Raw genomic sequence first — 19821 nt, 5'->3', positions numbered from 1 at the left:
ATCCCACTAACTCAAAGGAGATTTCATGAGCACTACATCTCAGTCCAGTTCACGCTCAACAGGTATCGGCTTCACCGGGGCACTGTTCCTGGTGTTCCTCGTCTTGAAGCTGACGGGGGTCATCACGTGGTCATGGTGGGCCGTCACTGCACCACTGTGGGGCGCGTTCGCGCTGTTCCTCATCGTGATCATGTTCGTTGCCGTCGTCGCGTTCGTCACCGCGGTGGTGAAGCGATGACCAACCTGCTGGACGGCACCGAGCAGTTCCTGCGGGCCGCGAGACATCCCATTCCCGTGGTCCCGACAATCCCGCCGGCTGCCGTCGTCACTCAACGCCTGAAGCTGCTGGTCGAGGAAGTGACCGAGCTCGTGCAGGCCGCCGGATTCAAGGACCTGTACGACTACATGGAATGCGCACACGGCGACGAAGCCGACATCGTCATTCAGGACGCAATCGATGCCGGTACCTTCGACCTTCCGGAAGCTATCGACGCGTTCCATGACATCACGGTCGTCGCGCACGGTGGGGCGTTGGAGACCGCGGGCAGTGACGGCTCGAAGACCACTGCTGCTGAGGTGACCCGCTCGAACCTGGACAAGGTCAACGGCAAGCATGGACCCATCTTGTGGTCGGGGCGTCCGTTCGCGTCGAAGATCATGAAGCCCATCGAGCAGGGCTGGCAGGGCCCGGACATTATCGGTGCTCTCACTGAATGCGGGTGGCGGGGCGGCACACCCACTGCGGTAGCTCAGCCATGAGTTCGATCGTCATGAAGCTGCCGTGGGCGAGACCTCCACTGTCCCTGAACGACTCCGGTGCCAGTGCGGGAGCGATGTATGCAAAGGCCCGAACCATCAGGGAGATCCGGCAGACGGTGGCGTGGCTCGCGAAAGCCGCGAAGCTACCGACGGGTGTCCCGCACGCAGTCGTCGAAGTCCACTACCGGCCCGCAGACAGGGGCCGCCGCGACTCGGACAACGTTGCAGCAACCGCAAAGCCGATTTACGACTCATTGGCTCAGGACCACGGCCTAGTCGCCGACGACATCCCCGAGCTGATGTCGAAACCCGAAGTAGTGCTCCACAAGTCCGGGAATCCCGGAATGTGGCTCGAAATCACTGTTCTCGATTCCCCGAGGGAGCTACCCGAATGAAGGTCACCGTCTACTCGTCACCGCACTGCATGCCGTGCCGAGCCACGAAACGTGCACTGACGAAAGCGAACGTCCCGTTCACCGACATCGACGTCTCAGAAGACGCGACGGCCGCGGAACACCTCAAGACCCTCGGCTTCAAGTCGACACCCGTCGTGGAAGTCGAACTGCCCGACGGTGTGGACCGGTGGAGTGACCACCGCGAAAACAAGATCAAAGCCCTAGCGTCGATTGCGGTGCGACCAGCATGAGCATCGAACACGAACAGCGATGCGAACGCACCATTGTCACGACGGTGCATGAGATCGACGGTCTGAAACACGAGTTGGCGTTGACGCGGTTGGCGCTCGCTCGGGTGCGGGCATTGTGCGACAACGCCGAGGTGATCGACGGAACGGTGCACAGCCCCAGAACGGTCCTGATCGACGACATCTACGCGGCAATGGAAGAGGCATTATGAGCGTCGTCATCGACACGTACGTCGCCCGCGGCACCGGAAATGCGCCCGGCCCTCGGAACGACATGTGCGGGCTTGTCACCCGCAAGCTGAACCCTGAGAAGTTTCGACTGTTCGATGTGAACTACCCGGCCACCATTGGTCGTATCGGTGCATCGGACGGTCGCGGGGTGCCGATGGACCAGTGCGTCGAGATCGGCGTCCAGGACCTCGCGAGGCAGGTCCTGAACTCACCGAACCGCGCCGGCATCATCTCGTACAGTCTCGGTGGCATCGTCGCGTCCCGTTTCCTCGAGCGGGTCGAGCGGGGAGAGTGGCTGAACAGGAACGGGTCGAAGCTCGACATCGCGTTCGTGGTGAACATCGCCAATCCGGCTCGTGCTGCGGGAGATTCGATCGTGCCCGCCCCGGGCTTCGGGCTGCATTCGTCGCATGGGAAGTGGCCGGCGAACACAGTCGTGTACGAGCTCGCGAATCCGCGGGACATCATCTGCTGCGCTGACCGGTTCAGCCCGGCCCGCCGCATTGCAGCGGGAGTGTCGCCGTACGCAGCGCTCGAGCTCAACGAATCTGATCCGTTCAAGAGGCTCGACGGGTTGCGGTCGACGGACTGGCTCGCACGCCTCCGCGGCGGTTCTTACACCGCGGCCGCCGCCGGATTGCTCGGGTATCTCGTGCCCTACGGCAACCCGCCCCGCACACAGCACACCGCCTACGCCGTCGAGCATGTGCCCGGCACCAACGTCACCTGGACCGATTGGGCCGCAGCGGAACTGAATAGAGGGTGGGGTAAGTGATGTCTGATATTGCGAAGCCCGAAACCATCATTGCGGAGCATCGGTATCGGGGCCAGGATCACAGCACTGTTTGGGATCGGGCGTACTGCTACTGCGGTTGGTCCGAGCACCTCGTTGGGACACACAAGCAGTCCATCGAACTCCACGCTGCGCATGTCGTTGAAGCATTGGCTGCCCACGGACACAGCATCGTCTCGAACGCCGAGATCCGCGAGATGATCGGCCCGAGCCGGGAAGTCGACGATTGCCCTCAGTGCAAGGAGACGGTCGCATGGGAGCGGAACGATTACGACATGCGTGACAACGACGACCGCCGGTATTCGTGGCGGGCGTACTGCGAGACCTGCAATCTCGATCTCGAACTGATGCCGTGGCCCAACCCGCCAGTCGCTGGTGCTGTTTCGGCTACCCATGAGGAGCCGGTGGATGTGAACGAAACGGCCGGGCAGTACATGCATCGGACCGGCGACATACCGCCATGGTTCACCGCCGCGCCTGTTGTGGAGGGGGACACGAATGGCTGACCGAAATTGCTTGCTGCCGCACCGCCACACTCTGGACAACGGCAATGTGGTGTGGGATTACACGGAGCCACGCAGGGGCGCGAACGATGGCACCAGCTACCTGTGCCACGGCCACCTCGCCAGGTTGCGGGAGATCGTCGCGACAACACCGAAAGCTGTCGCATGGATGCGGGAGCAACTCGAACCCGTGAAGGGTGATTTCGAGAAGACCGCGCCGATGAAGGCCGCATCGAAGTTGCCGATCTCCGCGGCCGCCGTCGACGCCGCCGACGAAACCCTCGGTCTTCTGTGTTCGTGGGCCGAGTACACAGCGGAGTCCATTGGTCAGCCGGCACCGGATATGTCGAACACGTGGAAGGTGTTGGCGTCAGCCGACTCGACGGATGGTGAGATGCGAGTACAGGGGATGCGATCGGACGGTATCGCCACCGTCGATTCGGTCTCCCGGTGGATGCTTGAGCGCATCGATGTCATCGCCACCCACGACTGGGTCGAGGATTTCACGTCGGAACTGTGCGATCAAAGGGCAACGAATCTGGCGCGGTGGCCGTACGAGGAACGCCCGAAACCAGCGAAGGGCATCGAATGCCCCGAATGTGGTCACACCACACTTGTGGTGTTCACGCCGGCGTTCGCCCCGAAGTACTCGACGGAACCGTTGCTGAAGAACGGCAAGCCTGTCGAGGTCACGGAGACAGTGAATGTCTACGAGCGGGTGATCAATTCGGATGGGTCGGTGTCGCGTTCGTCGAAGCTGGTGGAGCGGACGAAACGGTACGCGGATGGGTCTCCGGTGTTGGCGACCGTCCAACGGTTGAACTATGCGCCACCGTTGTTGGTGCAATGTCGTGATTCTTCCTGCCGCGCAACGGTTTCCGATGCGGAATGGGGTCGACTCGTGAGACAATCTAACGATAAGATGAAGAGACGCGCATGAAGGAAACAGGCAGTTACGCAACTGTTTCCGGTAGGCCATACGGCGACCTTCTCGACCTGAACAAGGGCGACAAGGTCGGATTTCAGGACTTGGACGGCACCACCGCCGTGTACACCATCACCGACAGCTACACGGACAAGACCACCGGCACCACCACCCGGACATCAGGAGAATCATGACCGCCAAGAGAATTGCTATCGCCACCGTCGCCGCAGCCATCGTGCTCGCCGGTTGCGGCAGTCAGAACACCGCCGACGTCGCGTCGGAGAACATCTCGACCGCCGCCGCCAACTTCGAGATTGCCCGGGAGATAACCACAATCAACAACGTCACCGGCGACTTCCTCCAAGTCATCACCGGCCGATGCAACATCGAAGCCGAACCCGCACAGCTCGAGGTCACCTGCCAGAGCCCGATGGGCATCGTCAAGAACTTCGTTGGGTTGAACGCGGTCACCACGTACAAGGTTGATCAGCTCGACCCCGCGACGGTGAGTGTCGATCAGTACCGGGTCGTTGTGAACCCGTCGACGCTCATCCCTGATGTGGATGTCAAGTGAAGACCTACGCGGCGATGACGTACGACGAGCAGCGGAAGCTGTTGGGTCTGCCCGATGTGCGGATAGCGGTTGTGGGTATGCGTGCGGTCATCGCGGGCCGAAAGATGATTGCCGCATTCGCTGCCCTGGGGCGTGCAGCTCGGGGTGAATCGTGAGCGCGGTGGAGTCCCGTATCGCGGCCGCACTCGCAGAGCATTGCGAAGGTGGCGCGCGCATCGTGAGCACTGGCCCCGATACGGAGGTCTTGGAGTTCGACTGCGGCTGTGGGTGGAAATCGCGGCGACCTTGGGCGAACGGTTCGCCGTACCCGGCGCATGTGGCGTCTGTGGTTGCTGCCCTCCCCGACATCGCCATCGTGCCTTTGGAGACGGGCGAGTTCTTCGAGTGGGCAGACGGCACTCAGACGCAGGTATGGGACGGGCCGCTTCAAACGGTACAGACGTGGCCCGAGGCGAACGAAATCATCCTGCGTGACGACTTCGAGCATTCGGTTTCCGTCGCTGATGTCGCTCGCCAGGGTGCCATTTTCCTCGCCGCTGCTCGCGCTGCGGGAGGCCTGAGTTCGACCTGGACCGCTTCGACATCACGGCAACAGGCCTCGCACGTATCGAAGAGGATCACGCTGACGGCGAGTTCATTGCTCATGCCCGCGTAGACATTCCGGCGTTGTTGGCTGTGTTGCGGGAACGGGACAACACCATCGCACGAGTACGAGCCGAAGTCGACGCCATCGACGGTCTCTCGCGAGAACCGTTGGGCGACGACATGCGCTCGGCGTTCCAACTCTGCCTACGCGGCCTCCGCGCTGCCCTCGACCCACAGGAGACACTATGAGCTACACCCCTGAGCAAGGTCACGATGTGCGCCTGAAAGAGGGCGTGATGTGGGGTGGCATGTTCCCGATGCGGTTATCGCGCGTGTTCAAGAACGGCTGGCTCGAAGTGCGCCGCACGAACGAAAAGGGCCAGGGCACTTGGGCGAAGGTCCGTCACGAGGATGTCGAGCCGGATTACTGCACAGCGGACTATCACGCTTCGCCGCACCGCAACTGCCCGCTACTCGTTTCGGGGGTGGTGTTGTGAGCGCAGTGAACCCCACACACATCATCCCCGACAACGTGTTGGTACTGGCCAAACGCGCGGCATTCGAGGCAGTTGCAGGTAGAGGGATTTACCACTCTGAGGACTTCCGGGAAGGCGTTTCACTCGCATTCGACGCACTGGCCGAGGTGCTGACGGACGCCGGCTACAGCATCGTCGAGAACTCGCTACTGCTGGCCACCGCCAACCGGCTCGGTCGAGAACACCGACCCAATCCTGCTGCCGCTGAGGGGGAGAAGCCATGAGATATCTACATGCCGTCATCAACGATCCACCGCTTGAACCGATCCGATGCGGGTGCAAAGGGCGGTCCGTCAAATGAGCGCAGGCAATCTCGCAATCTTCATCCTGATTGCGTTTTTCCGCTGCGGTGAGTTCGACCCGAAAGCCAAGACCGCGGCCGAGTGGGATTACGAGCACAGCACGAGGAATGTCGGGGTGCTGAAGCCGCGGTTACTGCAGGACTGGATGGTCTGCCCCGCCTGCATTCGTTTCCGGTTCTCCCCTATTCATCTGTTCCACCGACACGTCACCGGACTCTGCGACGGAAAGAACATGCGATGAGCCCCACCGAGCGCGGGTTGAAATGCAAGCACTGTGGTATCGAGATCGCACCGCACGCGAACGGGCAAGCATGGTTCCACCCCGGCAACTTCCGCGGGAAAAACACGTGCGAGATCGAGCCGTACGGGTACAACGCTGAGCCACACGGTCAGCCCTGCTCGGTTTTCTGCGCAGGGCACACTCCGGGTCTATCGGTAGTCGAATCATGACCCCCGACGAGTACGACCGCATCGCAGCACTAGCAGCATTGGCGAGGGAAGACACGTTCCGTCCAGGCTGGCCATTCGGTGGCACAGGTGAGTGGACAGAGAATCTCGTGGGGTTGCTCGGCGGACCTGTCGGGGATTTCGTGGGCGCTGTGTCGCCTGATGTTGTTGACGGCCTCATCTTTGCGTTGCGGGATCGGGACACGACCATCACCCGGCTCCAGGACGCCGCCAAACACGTCACCGACATGACCATCCACCCAGAAGGAACAGCCGGGGCCGCAACAGGATTCACCACCGTCACGATTCCTGGCCGTATCGACATCATCACCCGCACTGACTTCCCGGTGTACCGCGAACTAGAAGAAGCGAAAGGAACTATCGCGACAGTTCGGGCAGTGCTTACGGAGATGGCCGCATGTGCGCCGATTGGCTCCAACGGGTGGTTCTACGCGCAGAAGCTCCGCAGTGCCCTCGACCAGGGGGAGGGGAGAGCCCATGAGTGAACTCGACCTGCCGTGGGCCCGCCGCCTGACGATCGCCGGCGGTGTCGACGATCACGGCGTGGCAATGCCTCCGCTCGTGCTGTGGATGTGCCCCCGATGCGTTGCAATGGTCATGGGAGAGCACCTAGACCACCACGAGCGCTGGCACCGAACAGCAGTCGGCGAGGCAATACCGTGACCCTTCACCTCATCACTATCGCCGCAGTCGGTGCCACAGTCATCGCAGCTGCCTGCTACCTCCTGCGCCACGCGTTGCAGGAGTCGGATGCAGACCGTGCGCAAGGTTACGCACCAGGTAGTCCTGAACGTCGAATGTTGGAGGTATTGTGACCGATCGGGCGTACGACATCCATATCGAGGAGTTACGTATCCGGCAGCGTGCTGTCCGGGAGGGGCGAGGGTTGTCGCGTATGGAACGGCAACACTTGGCGAAGCTGGCGGCGGAGGCGAAGGAGTTGGCGGACAAGTTGGAGGCGGAACGCATCGCCGACTACACCCCCGCAGTCGGGTATCACCTTCCCTCACCTTCGACCGATCCTGTCCGCCGCCGCAACGTTGGGGATTGGGGACCCGATGCCTGACGTCTTCAATCCTGTGACTGTGGAGCAGGCGATCCGGGAGTGCGCAAACCGGATCGCGAACGGTGTCGCCGAATGCAACAGGCGCTATGTTGCGTTCCTCGAGGCCGATCACGCTCTGGACATCGCATACGCGAGGGCATGGGCAGCCGACAGTGGGCCCGCGAACGGCAAGCGATATTCATGTTAATCCAGCGCCTGACCGCCCCAACTACTTATCTCCCGGGTGCACCGGTCGGTCCTTACGAGTTCCCTCGCGACCCGATCCCCGTGCGGGATCCGATCAGGCAGCATCGATTCTTCGTGTGGCAGAAGGTGGCATACCCTGCATTTGATTTCGATGAACAGGGCAGCCTCGACGCCCTTGGACTCGATCCCGTTACACGTGCCGCCCTGATGGACGAATGCGATTTCATTCGTGAGTTCACTCCCGCAGCGCCGGTGTGGCCCATCCCGGACGACCCATTTCCAGGCCGCGGGTGGATCAATTGCGAGCCTGACTGCACATCGCAACCGCGGATTCCGAAACCGTCCACCACTCCACCGATGTGGGCTAACGACGTCAATCGATCACGCCGTCCCCGAAAGAACCGCAACCAACCGAACAGGCAGGGAATCGCATGAGCGTCTGGTTTACGGCTGATACCCATTTCGGGCATCTTAAGGTCGCCGAGTCTCGTGGGTTCGACAGGACGGCAGAGCACGATGCGGTGATCTTCGAGTCGATCGAGGAGACCGTGAAGCCTGGTGACCAATTGTGGATCCTGGGTGATCTGACGGCCGGGGGTACGGCAGCTGAAGGCGTCGCGCTGACCCGCCTGGCGTCACTCGGTGAACAGGGCGGCTTCGAGATACATCTCATCGCAGGCAACCACGATTCATGCCACCCGATGGCCAACAGGAACAGCCACACTCGGCAACGCGTGTTCCTGGACTACATCGCGTCGGTGCAGCTGTTCGCCCGCCGGAAGATCGCAGGACAACCAGTCCTGCTGTCCCACTTCCCCTACGAGGGCGACCACAGCGAGAACGACCGTGGTGTCCAGTACCGCCTGCGGGATCAGGGGGAGTGGCTCCTGCACGGGCACACTCACAGTCCTGAAGCGTTCGCGCCCTCGGCCGCTCCGGTCGAAACATGGCGGGGAGCGGAACTCGTCTCCAGCTCTCCTCGGTGCAGACATGTCCACGTCGGATGGGATGCATGGAACCGCCTTGTGCATCTCGACGAGATCGCCGACATCATTGCCGCCAACACGGAAGGGGCAACAGCATGACTGAGCCCTCAAGCCCGCCAGACGAACTGCAAGCCATGTTCGACGAACAGATGAAGCTGCAACGGTTCCGTGCGGCGGAACGGGAAGCCCACGCCGAGAACGAATATAGGAAGCTCCGGGCTGTGGGGATCACTGACGAGCAGCTACCAGCCGTATACGAATTCGCCCGGGTGGTCGTAGAAGAGAACACGGCGGCGATGCTGCGGCGAGTCGGTCTCCGCCGCGACGAGCACGGCACCTGGCGTTGGCCGGCGAAGACACGGCGGGCAGCGCAATGACAGGAAACACACACGGTCAGGTGTCGCAGGAAACCGTAGACATGCTCAACGACGGTGCCGCCGCGATGTCGGCGTTCATCCTGAACTGCTCCACAGAACGGTGGCGGCGAGCACTCACCACCACACCGAAAACGATCATCTGCTCACGGAGCATGGAACCGAAGGTGCGGAGCATGCTCGAGTCCATCGACATGGTCGCCGATGTGACCGTCACCGTCTCGACCCTGGTGCCCGCCGACGCCATCTACGTCGTGGACCCGCCGAAGGCCAACACCACCGTGTTCAGCCTCGACGACATCAAGGACGAGTAGTGAACGAGCAGAGAAGAAGTACGGGATTCGAGTTCATCATCCGCCGACTCGACGAGGACGAAGCTGAGGCACGGAAGGCCACACCGGGACCATGGGCACTGGTAGACCGGGGCCACTCCCTGACAATCCGGGGCGGGCCGCACGAGGAGATCGCTGTGTGTGTCTTCGATCAGGGCCAGTTCCCGGCATCGGCGGAGTGGATGAGCGACGAACCGGACGTGCAGCACATCGCCCGACATGATCCGTCTCGGATACTGCGGGATATCGCAGCCAAACGGAAAGCCGTCGAGTGTCTACAGCAGATCGCCGACGGTTGCACTGAGCCAGGATGGGACGGCATCGCCGAGGAAGCATTGCGGCACCTGGCATCGGTGTACTCGAATCATCCCGACTATCAGGAGACCCCTTACCCCGATGCCGAATACCTGTGGCAGCACTCGAATGACGGAGGAGAAGTCGCAAGTCCGGGCACCCACTGATTGCGATGTGGTCCACTATCCCGCATGAATGGGTGGCAGAGATTCTGGTCGGAACTGTGGAGCGCAGAGTGGGCGGCGGACACGGGAGTGCCGACAGCAATAACCATCGTGGGCCTCGCTATCGCCTACAAGTTCTTCACTGATCAGCTGGCCCATGATCGCGAACTCGACAAACAGCAGGCCGATCGTGACCGGAAAGAGCGCGCCCGCGAACGCAAGATCGGGTTCGCATCAGCATTCGCACTGGAGGCGCGCCGGATCGCCTACAACCTGCGCGACCTCGACCACGAATTCAATGGTGGGCGAAGCGTCGACGACGTTGGCCTGTACATCGCACGATCACGCGAACTGCTCAACGATGCTCGACGCGCTGTAGATACGTTGGCAGCCCAAGTGGGACGAGGGGTTTGGTCCATTGAGACCCGTGACGCGATAGCCGTCATTCGTAACAGAGTGCGAGTGCTAGACCGTTTCAAGGAGGACCTCTCAGATGTGCGCTCTACGCCTGGGACTGTCCGCCGACACCGAAGCTTCGTCGTCAACTCGAATACCGCGCGAGCTGCAACTTTCCTCGACCGCCTCGCAACTAAGTTCGACAATTGGGACGGCGAGCAGAAGGTGCCGCAATTTCAGTTCAAGCCACATGAACGACGTCCGGTGGCAGTCGGGCAACAGCAGCGGATGAGGCAACTGATGGATTGGATCAAGGACAGCAGCGACAAGTTCCGGGATGAGCTGGCAGCCCGCTTTCCGAGTGGTCCTCGTCCATAGCGACCAGCAACGGACGATTAGCGTTGCTAAGATAATCGGGTCTCATTCCTTGCGGTGGTGGAAGAGGGTTCCGTGGACGTAGAGGCACCAATCAGGCAATCATCCGGATATGTACTCAATCCGCCGTCGATCGACTTCGAGGAACCGGAACTGCTCACGCTGAAACTGGCTGCCTCGCACGTGGGACGCACAGAGGTAGTGCTGCGGAAGTGGATCAGCAGGGGACTGCTCAAACCGGTTGTAACCCGCCAGCCTTGGGGTCATCTCGTCAACCTCTACGACGTCGAACGAATCGCTCAGGCGACACGCCACCGCAAAGGTTTGCATAGCTAACAACGCTATGTCACACTGATCCGCAGGTAACAGACGTGTACGCGTTTCCGGAAACATCCGTCGAATAACGCCCACATTCTTGGCCGCGACTTCCCCAGCATCACCCGGAATCCGGGCGGTGTCCGTGTCAACACGGAGCGCGGCCAACCAAACTCCCTCGATGCCGCTGTGAACGCCGGCTCTTCGCGACTTCTCACCGGTAAAGCGCCCTGTGATGCGTTCCCGCGCTAGGTCAACGCTGCAGCCCCACATCGAGGGCTCAACTTCCCACTGACAGAAGGGCACTTGTCATGCTGTTCGGATACCCGTTCTCGACGTACCTCGCTGTCGGCAAGGCGATCATCGGCATCGCTGGCCTGATCATCCCGCTGCTGTCCCTGTTCTGATGCACTGGCGCACGGGGTTGGTACGGCTCCTGGGTGTGCCGGACTGCCGGGTCCATGGCAAGAGTGGCTGCGTCGTACTGACTCGGCACTGCCCATGATCGGCGAACTGTGGGCCGAGATCATCGCCTCCATCGTCCGTTGGGTGATGAGTAGGCCAACTCGCTGACCAGTGCAAAGGCAACTACCGCCACCGGCGGGTAAGCGAGGTGCAGGCATGCTCCCCACCCTGCACGAGCAGATCACCGACGCTCGCCTCCTCGCCCGCGGCGCTGAAGAACGAGGCGACGAGGTCACCGCCCAGATCCACCGAGACCGAGTCGATGCACTCCTCGAACGCGTACCCAGACCCACCCAGTTCTGATGGCCGCCAAGAAGACCACCACCCAACGCGGACTTGGCCACGCGCACCGCCAACAGGTCAAGTCCCTCAAGGCCCGGCACATTGACGGTTCACCGTGCTGGTGGTGCGGACTCCCGATGTGGCTCGACGACGCACGCAACTGGGATGGGCAGACACTCGCCGGTGACCATTCCCGTTCCCGCGCACTGCATACCGGCACGAAGGCCGACCGCCTCTTGCACGGCATCTGCAACAAACGCCGCGGCGCTGGACTCAAAGACCACCTACGTCCAGCGGTCACAGGCAACCCACCTGATGCACCACTCGACACCGAGGTCGACGACCGCAGCCAATGGTGCGCCATGGCCTGGTGACATCGTCGACCGATAGGACACCAATGACTGAGCAGATCGCGGTATCCCTCTCAGCACTCCAAGTCGACGACAATCACCGCAACGACGTGATGATGAAACTCGTCGCAGCAGCCACACCCCTGATGCAGGCCGGACACAGCATCACCATCGAGGCAATCCCGTTCGACGGGCTCACCGACCTCAACCTCATGTGCACCCCAGACGACCTCAACGACGTCCGATGGGTCATGGACCAACTGACGTCACCTCAAGCCAACCTCGCGGTACTCGGCCACACAGTGCAACTCGAACTGATGCCATTCACCAACACCGAACTGGTCGAAGCGCTGAGGGGCGACGACACCGGCGTAGTCGACTTCCGATCCACCAACCACTGACCGCATAACGCCTGGTCAGAGCCCTAACCGGCTATGGGGGTATAACCGCAGGTCAGAGCCCCAGGATTGCTGAGGGGGGTGGGGGTATGACTCCCAACGCTTCGGCTAGTCACCATCTCTCTCTACTGCTTTTCCACACGGCTTCTCTCTAGGAGGTGTCCCTGATGACCGCTGCGAAGCCTCTACGTGCTGTGTCCGTTGACGAGACGGCTCCGGCCCTCACTGAGGGACAGTCGGTGGATGTGGCGGCTATGAGCGGCTCTCATCGCGCTTTGCTGGTGGCGATGCGGGATCGGATTGCTGGGGCGGTGTCGAATCCCAATTGTCCGCCGCGTGATCTGGCGTCGTTGACGAAGCGGTTGCAGGACATCGCGAACGAGATCGAGGCGATCGACGCGCGTGATGATGATGTGCCCGGTCGAGTGCGTGCTTTGGAGTCCGCCCTTCGTGAGGTGGCCCCGGAGCATGAGCTGCTGATGGGAATGATCAATGACCGGTTCGACGCGTCGGCTATCTGATGTCGCGCGCCACCTTGTCATTCCCGAGGGGATTGTCACCTCCCAGTTTCCGCGGGTCTACCGCAGGCTGCTCGACGTCGGAGTGTCATTCGACCAGTGGCAGCAGGGGTTTGGAACTGTCGCGTTGGGGTGCCGTGAGTCGGGGAAGTATGCGGCGTCCATCGGTGGTGTTGTTGCATCGATTCCCCGGCAGGTCGGCAAGACCTACACGGTAGGCAACCTCATCATCGGGTTGTGCTTGGAGTTCCCGAACCTGCGAGCGATCTGGACTTCGCACCATAACCGCACGACGACGAACACGTTTCGTTCGATGCAGTCGATGGTGCGACGAGAGAAGCTGTGGCCGCACATCGCTCCGAACGGTATTCGTACTGCGAACGGCGAGCAGGAGATTCGATTCGCCAATGGGTCGATCATCATGTTCGGTGCGCGTGAGCAGGGGTTCGGTCGCGGTATGGATGCGATCGACGTCGAGGTGTTTGACGAGGCACAGATCCTTGGTGTGAAGGCGCTTGAGGATATGGTGCCGGCGACGAACGCTGCTCGGCATGAGCACGGCGGTCTGGTGTTTTTCATCGGCACGCCGCCGCGGCCAACCGATGACGGTGATGCGTTCACGTCGAAGCGTAAGAAGGCGCTGGCCGGTCTCACCTTGCATCAGGTGTATTGCGAGATCTCGGCTGATCCCGATACTGAGCCTGACGATCAGTCCAAGTTCCACACGTTCAATCCGTCGTATCCGCACCGCACTCCGCTCGACGCGATGCTGCGAATGCGGGAGAACATACCGGACGAGGATTCGTGGCGTCGTGAGGCGATGGGGATCTGGCCGCCGGATACAGATGCGGACGACACCGAGCATGTCATCGACTTGGAGCAGTGGTCGGACATGGGGAAAGCGGCACCTGCGTTGACGGGTTCGATTGCTCTTGCCGTGGACATGACCCCGGACCGCAAGTGGTGTTCGATCGCCGCGGCGCAACGCGTGGCCGATGGTGCTGTGCATGTCGAGGTCGGGTTCCATCAGGCACCGTCCGACGAGGTGGTGCCGTTCATCATCCGGCTGATCGAACGGTGGGAACCGTGCGCGCTGGTGATCGACAAGCAGTCGCCCGCAATGACGTTGGTGAATCCACTGTTGCAGGCCGGTATCGAGGCTGAGACCACGACCACCACCGAGTTCGTGCAGGCCTGCGGAAACTTCTACGACGATGCCGTCAACGCGAAGCTGTCGCACACCGGCGACCCGTTGCTGTACGGCGCGATCGAGGCCGCACACTGGCGCGATCTTGCGGGCGGTCGGGCGTGGAACCGCAAAGGGCAGGCGCAGATTTCACCGCTTGTCGCTGCGTCTCTGGCGCATTACGGGTTGCTGACTTTCGGTAGCCGAGTCGTGGTGCCGCCTGCATCACCGGCGATGGACACCGACCTCATGGACGTCGACGAGCTCGACATCATGGGCGCATTTTGAGAGAGAGGAGGAGTAGCTGATGGTCGATACGAAACCGCCGCCTCCTCCCGCGTTCGAGGAGTCCGGCTACGTCAACCCTGATGGGTTGAACTACCAGCAATGGGATGAGAGCGAGCGGCTGCCGGAACTGCAATGGCCCCAGTGCATCGACGTGTACTCGCGGATGTTGCGTGAGGACGGCCGCGTGTCCTCTGTCATTTCGGCTATCGGTCTCCCAATCCGGCAGACGGCGTGGCGGATCGACCAGAACGGTGCCTCGGATGAGGTGGCCGAGTTCGTTGCCCGCAACTTGGGTTTGAAGATCAAGGGCGCGGAGACGGCGCTGTCCTTGCCGCGGACGAAAGGTCGGTTCTCGTGGAACCAGCATCTGCAGACTGCTCTGCTGATGTTGACGTACGGTCACTCGTTTTTCGAGCAGGTCTATCGCATCGAGGGTGAGGGCACGAACATTCGTGCGCACCTCCGCAAGTTGGCACCACGCCCTCAAAAGACGATCAGCAAGATCAACGTGGCGCTCGATGGCGGCCTGGACTCGATCGTGCAGCGCGCCCCCCAAGGTGCACTGACCCTGGAGCGAATGCTGGCGGGTGGCATCGAGATCGGGGTATCTCGTCTGGTGGCGTACGTTCGCGATCCGGAACCTGGTCAGTGGTCGGGCAATTCTCTTCTCCGCCCGGCGTACAAGCATTGGCTGTTGAAAGACGAGCTTATGAAGATCCAAGCCGGGACGGCACGCCGTAACGGTATGGGTGTTCCCGTCGCGACTGGTGCCGAGGGTGCCAGCGAAGAAGACATCGTCAAGCTGCAGAAGATGGCGTCGGCGTACAAAGGCGGCGCGAATTCCGGTGTCGGTCTGCCATTCGGTGCTGATCTGAAACTGCTCGGTGTGCAGGGCAACTTGCCGGACATGCAGTTGGCGATCGAGTACCACGACAAGCAGATCGCCCTCGCCGGCCTCGCGCATTTCTTGAACTTGGACCGCGGTGGAAGTTACTCCCTCGCTTCGGTTCTGAACGACACGTTCGCCCAGTCGGTTCAGTCCCTTGCGGAGCAGATCGCGGACACGGCGAATGCTCACATTGTCGAGGACCTCGTCGACATCAATTTCGGCGAGGATGCACCTGCGCCTCGGATTGTGTTCGACGAGATCGGATCTCGGCAGGACGCGACCGCGGCAGCGTTGAAGACCCTCGTCGACGCGAAGATCTTGTTCCCGGATCGTGGCCTCGAGGAGTACGTCCGTGAATCCAGCGGGCTCCCCGCGAAGGACTTCCCGCCACCACCGGCGACCGAGAACCAATCGAACAAGCCTCCACCGAGGGCACGCATCGAACCCGACGGCGCACTGACGCTGTTCTGACCGAAGGAGAACCGTGAGCGATCCCCGTCAGCGGGTCCGTGCAGCGCTGAAGACCGCGCCGCGCGATTGGTACACGATCCGCAATGCAGCCGATGGAACCACCGCCGAGTTGATGATCTACGGCGAGATCGGATTCAGCTTCTGGGATGACAGTGTCACCGCCCAGAACCTGGTGAACGAGCTCAATGACATCACCGCCGACGCAATCACCGTGAGGATCAACAGTCCTGGCGGCGATTACTTCGACGGGCTCGCAATCCTCAATGCCCTCCGCGGACACAAGGCGAAGATCACCACCGTCATCGAAGGCATCGCAGCATCCGCCGCGAGTTTCATCGCGATGGGCGGCGACGAGATCGTGATGAAGCGCAACGCGGAGTTGATGATTCACGACGCGTCGACCGTGGCCATCGGCAACGCATCCGACATGCGCGAACTCGCTGACCGTCTCGACCAGGTCAGCGACAACATCGCATCGATCTACAACGATCGTGCAGGTGGTGGCGTCGCAAAGTGGCGGACCGCGATGACCGCGGAGACCTGGTACTCGGACAAGGAAGCGCTCGACGCTGGCCTCGTCGACCGGATCGATGCCGGGTCGAAAGCTGCTGACCCGAAGAACAAGTTCGATCTGTCGATCTTCAATTACGCCGGCCGTCAGGCCGCCCCCACGCCCCCGATCTTCGATTCGGGTGTTACTCCCTCTGCCGCCGAGGCGGAGGCCGACAAGAAGGAGAGCCACATGGCTACCTTGCAAGAAGCCCTCGCTGAGCGCCTCGGCATTCCCGCCGACGCCGACGAGGACACCGCCCTGGCCGCACTCGACGAAGCATTGGCCGAGCAGGCCGTGGAGCCCGTCGTGCCTGCGGTCGCACCCACGGTCGAACCTGCCGAGCCGACACCCGAGCAGATCGCCGCCTACGCGAACAAGGCCGGCCTGCTCATCGTCGACAAGGTTCAGTACGAGAACGCAGTCCAGGAAGCAAGCCTGGGCCGCAAGGCGTACGAGAAGCAGATCAGCGACTCGAACGATTCGTTCCTCGATGACGCGATCAAGGACGGACGCATCGCACCCGCGAACCGCGAGCACTTCCTGAATCTGCTCACCGACAACCCCGAGGGCACACGGACGCTGATCAACCAGCTCCCGAAGGGTCTCGTTCCACTCGAAGCGGTTGGCCACGGTCAGTCGATCGAGAACTCCGCTGAGGAAGACCTCGGCTGGTTCAACACTCGCTCGAAGGAGGTTTGATCATGGCGAACGAAAACATCGACGTCTACTACCCGGGTACGGATCTGACCGGACGGGCGACCGCTGCGGTCACCGGCAAGCGGTTCCTCGCGATCTCGGGCAACCGCAGCAACGGCAACATCGCCGTCGCGCATGCCACCGCGGCCGGACGCGTCTGCGGAGTCTCCAAGTACGACGCGGCCTCCGGGGCCGTCGTCGGCATCGCCCGCGGAAAGGACCGGGTCACGTACGTGACTGCGGCCGGCGCGATCGCTGCGTTCGCGGAGGTCGAGGTCGGTGCTGCCGGTCAGGCAGTGACCAAGACGTCCGGAGTTGCAGTCGGCTACGCCGTCACCGCAGCTACCTCCGGTAGCGACGCCCAGATCAGCCTGTACTGACCCACCTCCACTCCGAACGCGCAACCACCGAGACCCCTTGGTCCGGTGGTTTTTTCATGCCCGCACCCGGGCGCGTGTCGAGCGAACCTCGCTCATAACCACCTCTGAAAGGGGTACCCATGCCGACTCAGGCACCGGTGGCGTTTCCGCTCGGCGCGCCCGCCATCGTCAACAACCAGCTGACCGTCGATACCGCACTGAAGCAGCCCAACCGCATCAGCCGCCGCATCGCGGACATCACCCTGCATTCGTTCATCGTCGACAAAATCTTCGCGACGTCGGGTGTCCCGGTGGTCGGCGGCGCGATGCGCTACCAGCAGGCCATCAAGAACGAGCTGTACCTCGCCAATGACGTGGAACAGCGCGGAGACTCCGACGAGTACCCGATCGTCGGGTCCGAACGACTGGACGAGAAGGTCGCGCTGGTCGAGGACTGGGGCGGCAAGTTCTGGGTCTCGGACAACGCGGTCAAGCGCAACGATGCTGCGTACTTCGACATCCAGACGACTCAGCTGTCGAACACCATCGTCAAGAAGGTGAACACCCGCGCCGTCGCAACTCTCGACTCCGCGATCGCTGCACTCGGTGGCGCGACGACGTTCGTCGGAAACAACTGGGCCACGGCTCAGCTCGGCGGCACGAACCCGACTCCGAACCAAGACCTGCCGCACGCGGACCTTGCGTTCGCGCAGCGCTTCGCAACGCAGGAGGAGCTCGGCGTCAAGTACGACCTGTGGCTGCTGAACCCGATCGAGAAGACGAACATCGAGATCGCCTACGGTGCAGCGCTGGCACAGATTCTCGCAACGAACGGCATCACGCTGTTCGCATCCAACGAGATCCCCGCCGGAACCGCTTACGCGGTAGCTACCGGACAGGTCGGCTTCCTCGACTACGAGGTCGGTCTCACCACGGAAACGTGGCGCGAACAGAAGACCCGCAAGAACTGGGTCCAGTCGTACGTGCAGCCGGTCATGGGCGTCACCAACCCCTACGCCATCCGCAAGGTCACCGGATTGGCGGGCTGACCATGCCGATCCGAACCGTTGCGCACAGCGTCATCCGGTGGACTGACATCAACGGCGTGCGCCGCGAATCCCTGCTCGGCGACGTGGTCGACTTTCCGGATGCTGTGGTCGAGAAGTTCGAGCGCCACGGTGCGTTCGCGCCCGACGTCGAGGAGGGCGTCGAGCCCGAGGACGTCATGCTGTCTGGTGCGCTGGCCGAACGCCTCGGCCTCGGTTCAGACGCCGACCAGGATTCGATCCTGGCTGCACTCGACAGTGCCCTCGCCGTCACACCGGCTGCGGAACCGGTTGTTCCGGAGCCTGTCTCGGAGACTCAACCGGTCGCCACCGAGGTCGAGCCTGCACCTGCCCCGAAGTCGGATCCGGCCAAGCCGAAGCCGACCGACCTGGTGAAGGTGTGGAAGGACTACGCCGTCGAGAAGGGCTTCGACCGCAAGGAAGCCGAGAAGATGTCGAAAAGCGACCTCATCGCGGCACTGAGCTGATGCGGGGGAGGGGACGTTCATGGCAGTCGTATACGCGACCGTAGATCAACTAATTGAGCAGTGGCGTCCCCTCACCGATCAGCAGAGAGTGCGGGCAATATCCGCACTCGAGCTCGCTGCGATCCTGATTCGTCGGAACGTCGACATGTCCGATCTCGACATGAACGACGACCGCGAGCTCATCGCCCGTGCTGTGTCGATCGACATGGTGAAGTCGGCGCTGTCGGTCACCGATGACCAGTTCGGCAAGTCGTCGTACGCCACGACAGTGGGGAGTATCGCCGATTCCGCTACGTTGCTGAATCCGTCGGCGACCCTGTTCTTCACGGATGCCCACAAGGCACTGTTCGGGATCGGGCCGGCGACGGCCCCCGCCTGGTACTTCGGTGATTGCTGATGGTCGCCGGATATACCAGCATGATCGAGATCGAACGGCCTGTGATCACGAGGGATTCGTACGGCAACGACACGTTCGACTGGGACAACGCCGAACTCATACCCGTGCCATTGCCGGTGTCCATGCAGCCTCTGTCCCAGACGGAGTCCGGTGACAACGAATTCCGGCAGACGGTCACCACCGGGTTTCGGGTGATCTCGCAGGCGGGTGTCGATATTGATGTGCTCGACACCGACCGAATCCGGTGGGCTGGGCAGTCGTACGACGTCACACAGATCGCACGGTGGCCGCATCCCATGATTCTGAATGGAGTGCACCACATCGAGATTCAACTGGAGAAGGTGACCGGCTGATGGTGCGCATGACCCCGAAAATGTACAAGCAGATCAACCGTATGCCTGCCCTGCAGCAGCGTGGTATCGCGAAAGCCCGCCGTATCGCGGCGACGGCTCAGGCGATCACCAACTCCGAGGGCGGGTCGGCCCGCATCACCGTCGTCTCCGGTATCAGGCCCGGCGGCCGCGCGTTCGCGCAGGTCGTCTCGTCCAGCAGAGACGAAGAGTACGGAACCGAAACCACTCCCCGAATCAGGGCGATCGGCCGCGCCGCGCGGGCGACGAAATAGGAA

General features: G+C 61.9%; 36 protein-coding genes. All 36 read left to right on the top strand.

Annotation, left to right across the window (positions count from 1 at the left end):
- The first annotated feature begins 25 nt into the window (after positions 1-25).
- The 36 genes from CH274_RS13415 (at position 26) to CH274_RS13235 (ending at position 19818) form a co-directional block, all read left to right on the top strand.
- Positions 26-238, top strand: coding sequence for a hypothetical protein (locus CH274_RS13415; RefSeq protein ID WP_094657739.1), 213 nt, complete (start codon positions 26-28; stop codon positions 236-238).
- Positions 235-759 carry a hypothetical protein gene (locus CH274_RS13410; RefSeq protein ID WP_094657738.1) on the top strand — a complete coding sequence of 175 codons (525 nt, stop codon included), beginning with the start codon at positions 235-237 and terminating at the stop codon, positions 757-759. Before CH274_RS13415 ends, CH274_RS13410 begins: the two co-directional genes overlap by 4 nt.
- A complete protein-coding gene (locus CH274_RS13405) occupies positions 756-1154 on the top strand; it encodes a hypothetical protein (RefSeq protein WP_094657737.1) in 399 nt (132 codons plus the stop codon). The genes CH274_RS13410 and CH274_RS13405 overlap by 4 nt, the downstream gene beginning before the upstream one ends.
- Positions 1151-1405: a glutaredoxin domain-containing protein gene (locus CH274_RS13400; protein WP_094657736.1), complete on the top strand. Its 255-nt coding sequence runs from the start codon at positions 1151-1153 to the stop codon at positions 1403-1405. The genes CH274_RS13405 and CH274_RS13400 overlap by 4 nt, the downstream gene beginning before the upstream one ends.
- Positions 1402-1614, top strand: coding sequence for a hypothetical protein (locus CH274_RS13395; protein ID WP_094657735.1), 213 nt, complete (start codon positions 1402-1404; stop codon positions 1612-1614). The genes CH274_RS13400 and CH274_RS13395 overlap by 4 nt, the downstream gene beginning before the upstream one ends.
- A complete protein-coding gene (locus CH274_RS13390; protein ID WP_094657734.1) occupies positions 1611-2408 on the top strand; it encodes a hypothetical protein in 798 nt (265 codons plus the stop codon). The genes CH274_RS13395 and CH274_RS13390 overlap by 4 nt, the downstream gene beginning before the upstream one ends.
- Before the next feature lie 167 nt (positions 2409-2575).
- The gene (locus CH274_RS13385; protein ID WP_143546560.1) at positions 2576-2932 is read left to right on the top strand and encodes a hypothetical protein; all 357 of its coding nucleotides are present in this window, start codon (positions 2576-2578) and stop codon (positions 2930-2932) included.
- Positions 2925-3869 carry a hypothetical protein gene (locus CH274_RS13380; RefSeq protein ID WP_143546559.1) on the top strand — a complete coding sequence of 315 codons (945 nt, stop codon included), beginning with the start codon at positions 2925-2927 and terminating at the stop codon, positions 3867-3869. The genes CH274_RS13385 and CH274_RS13380 overlap by 8 nt, the downstream gene beginning before the upstream one ends.
- A complete protein-coding gene (locus tag CH274_RS13375; RefSeq protein WP_094657731.1) occupies positions 3866-4048 on the top strand; it encodes a hypothetical protein in 183 nt (60 codons plus the stop codon). The genes CH274_RS13380 and CH274_RS13375 overlap by 4 nt, the downstream gene beginning before the upstream one ends.
- Positions 4045-4428 (top strand): hypothetical protein, encoded by a 384-nt coding sequence (locus tag CH274_RS13370; protein WP_094657730.1) that lies wholly within the window; start codon positions 4045-4047, stop codon positions 4426-4428. Before CH274_RS13375 ends, CH274_RS13370 begins: the two co-directional genes overlap by 4 nt.
- Entirely contained in the window at positions 4425-4583 is a 159-nt protein-coding gene (locus CH274_RS29200) for a hypothetical protein (protein WP_179275733.1), read from the top strand. Before CH274_RS13370 ends, CH274_RS29200 begins: the two co-directional genes overlap by 4 nt.
- Positions 4584-4744: 161 nt before the next feature.
- A complete protein-coding gene (locus CH274_RS13365) occupies positions 4745-5083 on the top strand; it encodes a hypothetical protein (RefSeq protein ID WP_143546558.1) in 339 nt (112 codons plus the stop codon).
- Positions 5084-5258: 175 nt separating this feature from the next.
- Entirely contained in the window at positions 5259-5510 is a 252-nt protein-coding gene (locus CH274_RS13360) for a hypothetical protein (protein ID WP_094657728.1), read from the top strand.
- The gene (locus CH274_RS13355; protein WP_094657727.1) at positions 5507-5773 is read left to right on the top strand and encodes a hypothetical protein; all 267 of its coding nucleotides are present in this window, start codon (positions 5507-5509) and stop codon (positions 5771-5773) included. Before CH274_RS13360 ends, CH274_RS13355 begins: the two co-directional genes overlap by 4 nt.
- A gap of 73 nt (positions 5774-5846) precedes the next feature.
- Positions 5847-6092, top strand: a complete 246-nt coding sequence (locus CH274_RS13350; RefSeq protein ID WP_143546557.1) for a hypothetical protein — start codon at positions 5847-5849, stop codon at positions 6090-6092.
- Positions 6093-6297: 205 nt separating this feature from the next.
- Positions 6298-6804: a hypothetical protein gene (locus tag CH274_RS13340; protein WP_094657724.1), complete on the top strand. Its 507-nt coding sequence runs from the start codon at positions 6298-6300 to the stop codon at positions 6802-6804.
- Positions 6797-6982, top strand: coding sequence for a hypothetical protein (locus CH274_RS13335; protein ID WP_094657723.1), 186 nt, complete (start codon positions 6797-6799; stop codon positions 6980-6982). The genes CH274_RS13340 and CH274_RS13335 overlap by 8 nt, the downstream gene beginning before the upstream one ends.
- A 232-nt stretch (positions 6983-7214) precedes the next feature.
- Entirely contained in the window at positions 7215-7385 is a 171-nt protein-coding gene (locus CH274_RS29195) for a hypothetical protein (protein WP_179275732.1), read from the top strand.
- Between the two features lie 617 nt (positions 7386-8002).
- Positions 8003-8656 carry a metallophosphoesterase gene (locus CH274_RS13320; protein ID WP_094657720.1) on the top strand — a complete coding sequence of 218 codons (654 nt, stop codon included), beginning with the start codon at positions 8003-8005 and terminating at the stop codon, positions 8654-8656.
- Positions 8653-8934: a hypothetical protein gene (locus CH274_RS13315; protein ID WP_094657719.1), complete on the top strand. Its 282-nt coding sequence runs from the start codon at positions 8653-8655 to the stop codon at positions 8932-8934. The genes CH274_RS13320 and CH274_RS13315 overlap by 4 nt, the downstream gene beginning before the upstream one ends.
- Positions 8931-9245, top strand: a complete 315-nt coding sequence (locus tag CH274_RS13310) for a hypothetical protein (protein ID WP_094657718.1) — start codon at positions 8931-8933, stop codon at positions 9243-9245. Before CH274_RS13315 ends, CH274_RS13310 begins: the two co-directional genes overlap by 4 nt.
- Positions 9245-9724, top strand: a complete 480-nt coding sequence (locus CH274_RS13305; RefSeq protein ID WP_094657717.1) for a DUF6221 family protein — start codon at positions 9245-9247, stop codon at positions 9722-9724. The genes CH274_RS13310 and CH274_RS13305 overlap by 1 nt, the downstream gene beginning before the upstream one ends.
- Before the next feature lie 24 nt (positions 9725-9748).
- Positions 9749-10495, top strand: coding sequence for a hypothetical protein (locus CH274_RS13300; RefSeq protein ID WP_094657716.1), 747 nt, complete (start codon positions 9749-9751; stop codon positions 10493-10495).
- Positions 10496-11428: 933 nt separating this feature from the next.
- On the top strand, positions 11429-11575 hold the full coding sequence (locus CH274_RS29190) for a hypothetical protein (protein ID WP_179275731.1): 147 nt from the start codon (positions 11429-11431) through the stop codon (positions 11573-11575).
- Entirely contained in the window at positions 11575-11928 is a 354-nt protein-coding gene (locus CH274_RS13290) for a hypothetical protein (protein WP_094657714.1), read from the top strand. Before CH274_RS29190 ends, CH274_RS13290 begins: the two co-directional genes overlap by 1 nt.
- 23 nt (positions 11929-11951) lie before the next feature.
- Entirely contained in the window at positions 11952-12305 is a 354-nt protein-coding gene (locus CH274_RS13285) for a hypothetical protein (RefSeq protein WP_094657713.1), read from the top strand.
- Positions 12306-12469: 164 nt separating this feature from the next.
- Complete coding sequence (locus CH274_RS13280) at positions 12470-12823, top strand: hypothetical protein (RefSeq protein ID WP_094658021.1); 354 nt, start codon at positions 12470-12472, stop codon at positions 12821-12823.
- A gap of 454 nt (positions 12824-13277) precedes the next feature.
- Complete coding sequence (locus CH274_RS13275) at positions 13278-14294, top strand: hypothetical protein (RefSeq protein ID WP_256993569.1); 1017 nt, start codon at positions 13278-13280, stop codon at positions 14292-14294.
- Between the two features lie 19 nt (positions 14295-14313).
- Entirely contained in the window at positions 14314-15654 is a 1341-nt protein-coding gene (locus CH274_RS13270) for a phage portal protein family protein (protein ID WP_143546556.1), read from the top strand.
- Positions 15655-15667: 13 nt separating this feature from the next.
- Positions 15668-16906, top strand: coding sequence for a head maturation protease, ClpP-related (locus tag CH274_RS13265; RefSeq protein WP_094657711.1), 1239 nt, complete (start codon positions 15668-15670; stop codon positions 16904-16906).
- A gap of 2 nt (positions 16907-16908) precedes the next feature.
- A complete protein-coding gene (locus CH274_RS13260; RefSeq protein WP_094640282.1) occupies positions 16909-17283 on the top strand; it encodes a capsid cement protein in 375 nt (124 codons plus the stop codon).
- Positions 17284-17402: 119 nt separating this feature from the next.
- On the top strand, positions 17403-18311 hold the full coding sequence (locus CH274_RS13255) for a major capsid protein (RefSeq protein WP_094657710.1): 909 nt from the start codon (positions 17403-17405) through the stop codon (positions 18309-18311).
- 2 nt (positions 18312-18313) lie between these two features.
- Positions 18314-18796 (top strand): SPOR domain-containing protein, encoded by a 483-nt coding sequence (locus CH274_RS13250; RefSeq protein WP_094657709.1) that lies wholly within the window; start codon positions 18314-18316, stop codon positions 18794-18796.
- A 19-nt stretch (positions 18797-18815) separates the two neighbouring features.
- Positions 18816-19193 (top strand): hypothetical protein, encoded by a 378-nt coding sequence (locus CH274_RS13245; RefSeq protein ID WP_143546555.1) that lies wholly within the window; start codon positions 18816-18818, stop codon positions 19191-19193.
- 20 nt (positions 19194-19213) lie between these two features.
- Entirely contained in the window at positions 19214-19546 is a 333-nt protein-coding gene (locus CH274_RS13240) for a phage head completion protein (RefSeq protein WP_179275730.1), read from the top strand.
- The gene (locus tag CH274_RS13235; protein ID WP_179275729.1) at positions 19546-19818 is read left to right on the top strand and encodes a hypothetical protein; all 273 of its coding nucleotides are present in this window, start codon (positions 19546-19548) and stop codon (positions 19816-19818) included. Before CH274_RS13240 ends, CH274_RS13235 begins: the two co-directional genes overlap by 1 nt.
- The last annotated feature ends 3 nt before the right edge of the window (positions 19819-19821 follow it).

The sequence above is a fragment of the Rhodococcus sp. 06-418-5 genome (genome assembly GCF_002258285.1).
GTDB lineage: Bacteria > Actinomycetota > Actinomycetes > Mycobacteriales > Mycobacteriaceae > Rhodococcoides.
The sequence above is the reverse complement of the archived record's forward strand: the minus strand, read 5'-3'. Positions and strand labels throughout refer to the sequence as shown.

Bases quoted from the DNA above. Each gene is read 5' to 3' on its own strand.
- CH274_RS13415 (WP_094657739.1), top strand. From the start codon at position 26: ATGAGCACTACATCTCAGTCCAGTTCACGCTCAACAGGTATCGGCTTC.
- CH274_RS13410 (WP_094657738.1), top strand. From the start codon at position 235: ATGACCAACCTGCTGGACGGCACCGAGCAGTTCCTGCGGGCCGCGAGA.
- CH274_RS13405 (WP_094657737.1), top strand. From the start codon at position 756: ATGAGTTCGATCGTCATGAAGCTGCCGTGGGCGAGACCTCCACTGTCC.
- CH274_RS13400 (WP_094657736.1), top strand. From the start codon at position 1,151: ATGAAGGTCACCGTCTACTCGTCACCGCACTGCATGCCGTGCCGAGCC.
- CH274_RS13395 (WP_094657735.1), top strand. From the start codon at position 1,402: ATGAGCATCGAACACGAACAGCGATGCGAACGCACCATTGTCACGACG.
- CH274_RS13390 (WP_094657734.1), top strand. From the start codon at position 1,611: ATGAGCGTCGTCATCGACACGTACGTCGCCCGCGGCACCGGAAATGCG.
- CH274_RS13380 (WP_143546559.1), top strand. From the start codon at position 2,925: ATGGCTGACCGAAATTGCTTGCTGCCGCACCGCCACACTCTGGACAAC.
- CH274_RS13375 (WP_094657731.1), top strand. From the start codon at position 3,866: ATGAAGGAAACAGGCAGTTACGCAACTGTTTCCGGTAGGCCATACGGC.
- CH274_RS13370 (WP_094657730.1), top strand. From the start codon at position 4,045: ATGACCGCCAAGAGAATTGCTATCGCCACCGTCGCCGCAGCCATCGTG.
- CH274_RS13360 (WP_094657728.1), top strand. From the start codon at position 5,259: ATGAGCTACACCCCTGAGCAAGGTCACGATGTGCGCCTGAAAGAGGGC.
- CH274_RS13350 (WP_143546557.1), top strand. From the start codon at position 5,847: ATGAGCGCAGGCAATCTCGCAATCTTCATCCTGATTGCGTTTTTCCGC.
- CH274_RS13340 (WP_094657724.1), top strand. From the start codon at position 6,298: ATGACCCCCGACGAGTACGACCGCATCGCAGCACTAGCAGCATTGGCG.
- CH274_RS13335 (WP_094657723.1), top strand. From the start codon at position 6,797: ATGAGTGAACTCGACCTGCCGTGGGCCCGCCGCCTGACGATCGCCGGC.
- CH274_RS29195 (WP_179275732.1), top strand. From the start codon at position 7,215: ATGGAACGGCAACACTTGGCGAAGCTGGCGGCGGAGGCGAAGGAGTTG.
- CH274_RS13320 (WP_094657720.1), top strand. From the start codon at position 8,003: ATGAGCGTCTGGTTTACGGCTGATACCCATTTCGGGCATCTTAAGGTC.
- CH274_RS13315 (WP_094657719.1), top strand. From the start codon at position 8,653: ATGACTGAGCCCTCAAGCCCGCCAGACGAACTGCAAGCCATGTTCGAC.
- CH274_RS13310 (WP_094657718.1), top strand. From the start codon at position 8,931: ATGACAGGAAACACACACGGTCAGGTGTCGCAGGAAACCGTAGACATG.
- CH274_RS13300 (WP_094657716.1), top strand. From the start codon at position 9,749: ATGAATGGGTGGCAGAGATTCTGGTCGGAACTGTGGAGCGCAGAGTGG.
- CH274_RS29190 (WP_179275731.1), top strand. From the start codon at position 11,429: ATGCTCCCCACCCTGCACGAGCAGATCACCGACGCTCGCCTCCTCGCC.
- CH274_RS13290 (WP_094657714.1), top strand. From the start codon at position 11,575: ATGGCCGCCAAGAAGACCACCACCCAACGCGGACTTGGCCACGCGCAC.
- CH274_RS13285 (WP_094657713.1), top strand. From the start codon at position 11,952: ATGACTGAGCAGATCGCGGTATCCCTCTCAGCACTCCAAGTCGACGAC.
- CH274_RS13280 (WP_094658021.1), top strand. From the start codon at position 12,470: ATGACCGCTGCGAAGCCTCTACGTGCTGTGTCCGTTGACGAGACGGCT.
- CH274_RS13275 (WP_256993569.1), top strand. From the start codon at position 13,278: ATGGATGCGATCGACGTCGAGGTGTTTGACGAGGCACAGATCCTTGGT.
- CH274_RS13270 (WP_143546556.1), top strand. From the start codon at position 14,314: ATGGTCGATACGAAACCGCCGCCTCCTCCCGCGTTCGAGGAGTCCGGC.
- CH274_RS13260 (WP_094640282.1), top strand. From the start codon at position 16,909: ATGGCGAACGAAAACATCGACGTCTACTACCCGGGTACGGATCTGACC.
- CH274_RS13255 (WP_094657710.1), top strand. From the start codon at position 17,403: ATGCCGACTCAGGCACCGGTGGCGTTTCCGCTCGGCGCGCCCGCCATC.
- CH274_RS13250 (WP_094657709.1), top strand. From the start codon at position 18,314: ATGCCGATCCGAACCGTTGCGCACAGCGTCATCCGGTGGACTGACATC.
- CH274_RS13245 (WP_143546555.1), top strand. From the start codon at position 18,816: ATGGCAGTCGTATACGCGACCGTAGATCAACTAATTGAGCAGTGGCGT.
- CH274_RS13240 (WP_179275730.1), top strand. From the start codon at position 19,214: ATGATCGAGATCGAACGGCCTGTGATCACGAGGGATTCGTACGGCAAC.
- CH274_RS13235 (WP_179275729.1), top strand. From the start codon at position 19,546: ATGGTGCGCATGACCCCGAAAATGTACAAGCAGATCAACCGTATGCCT.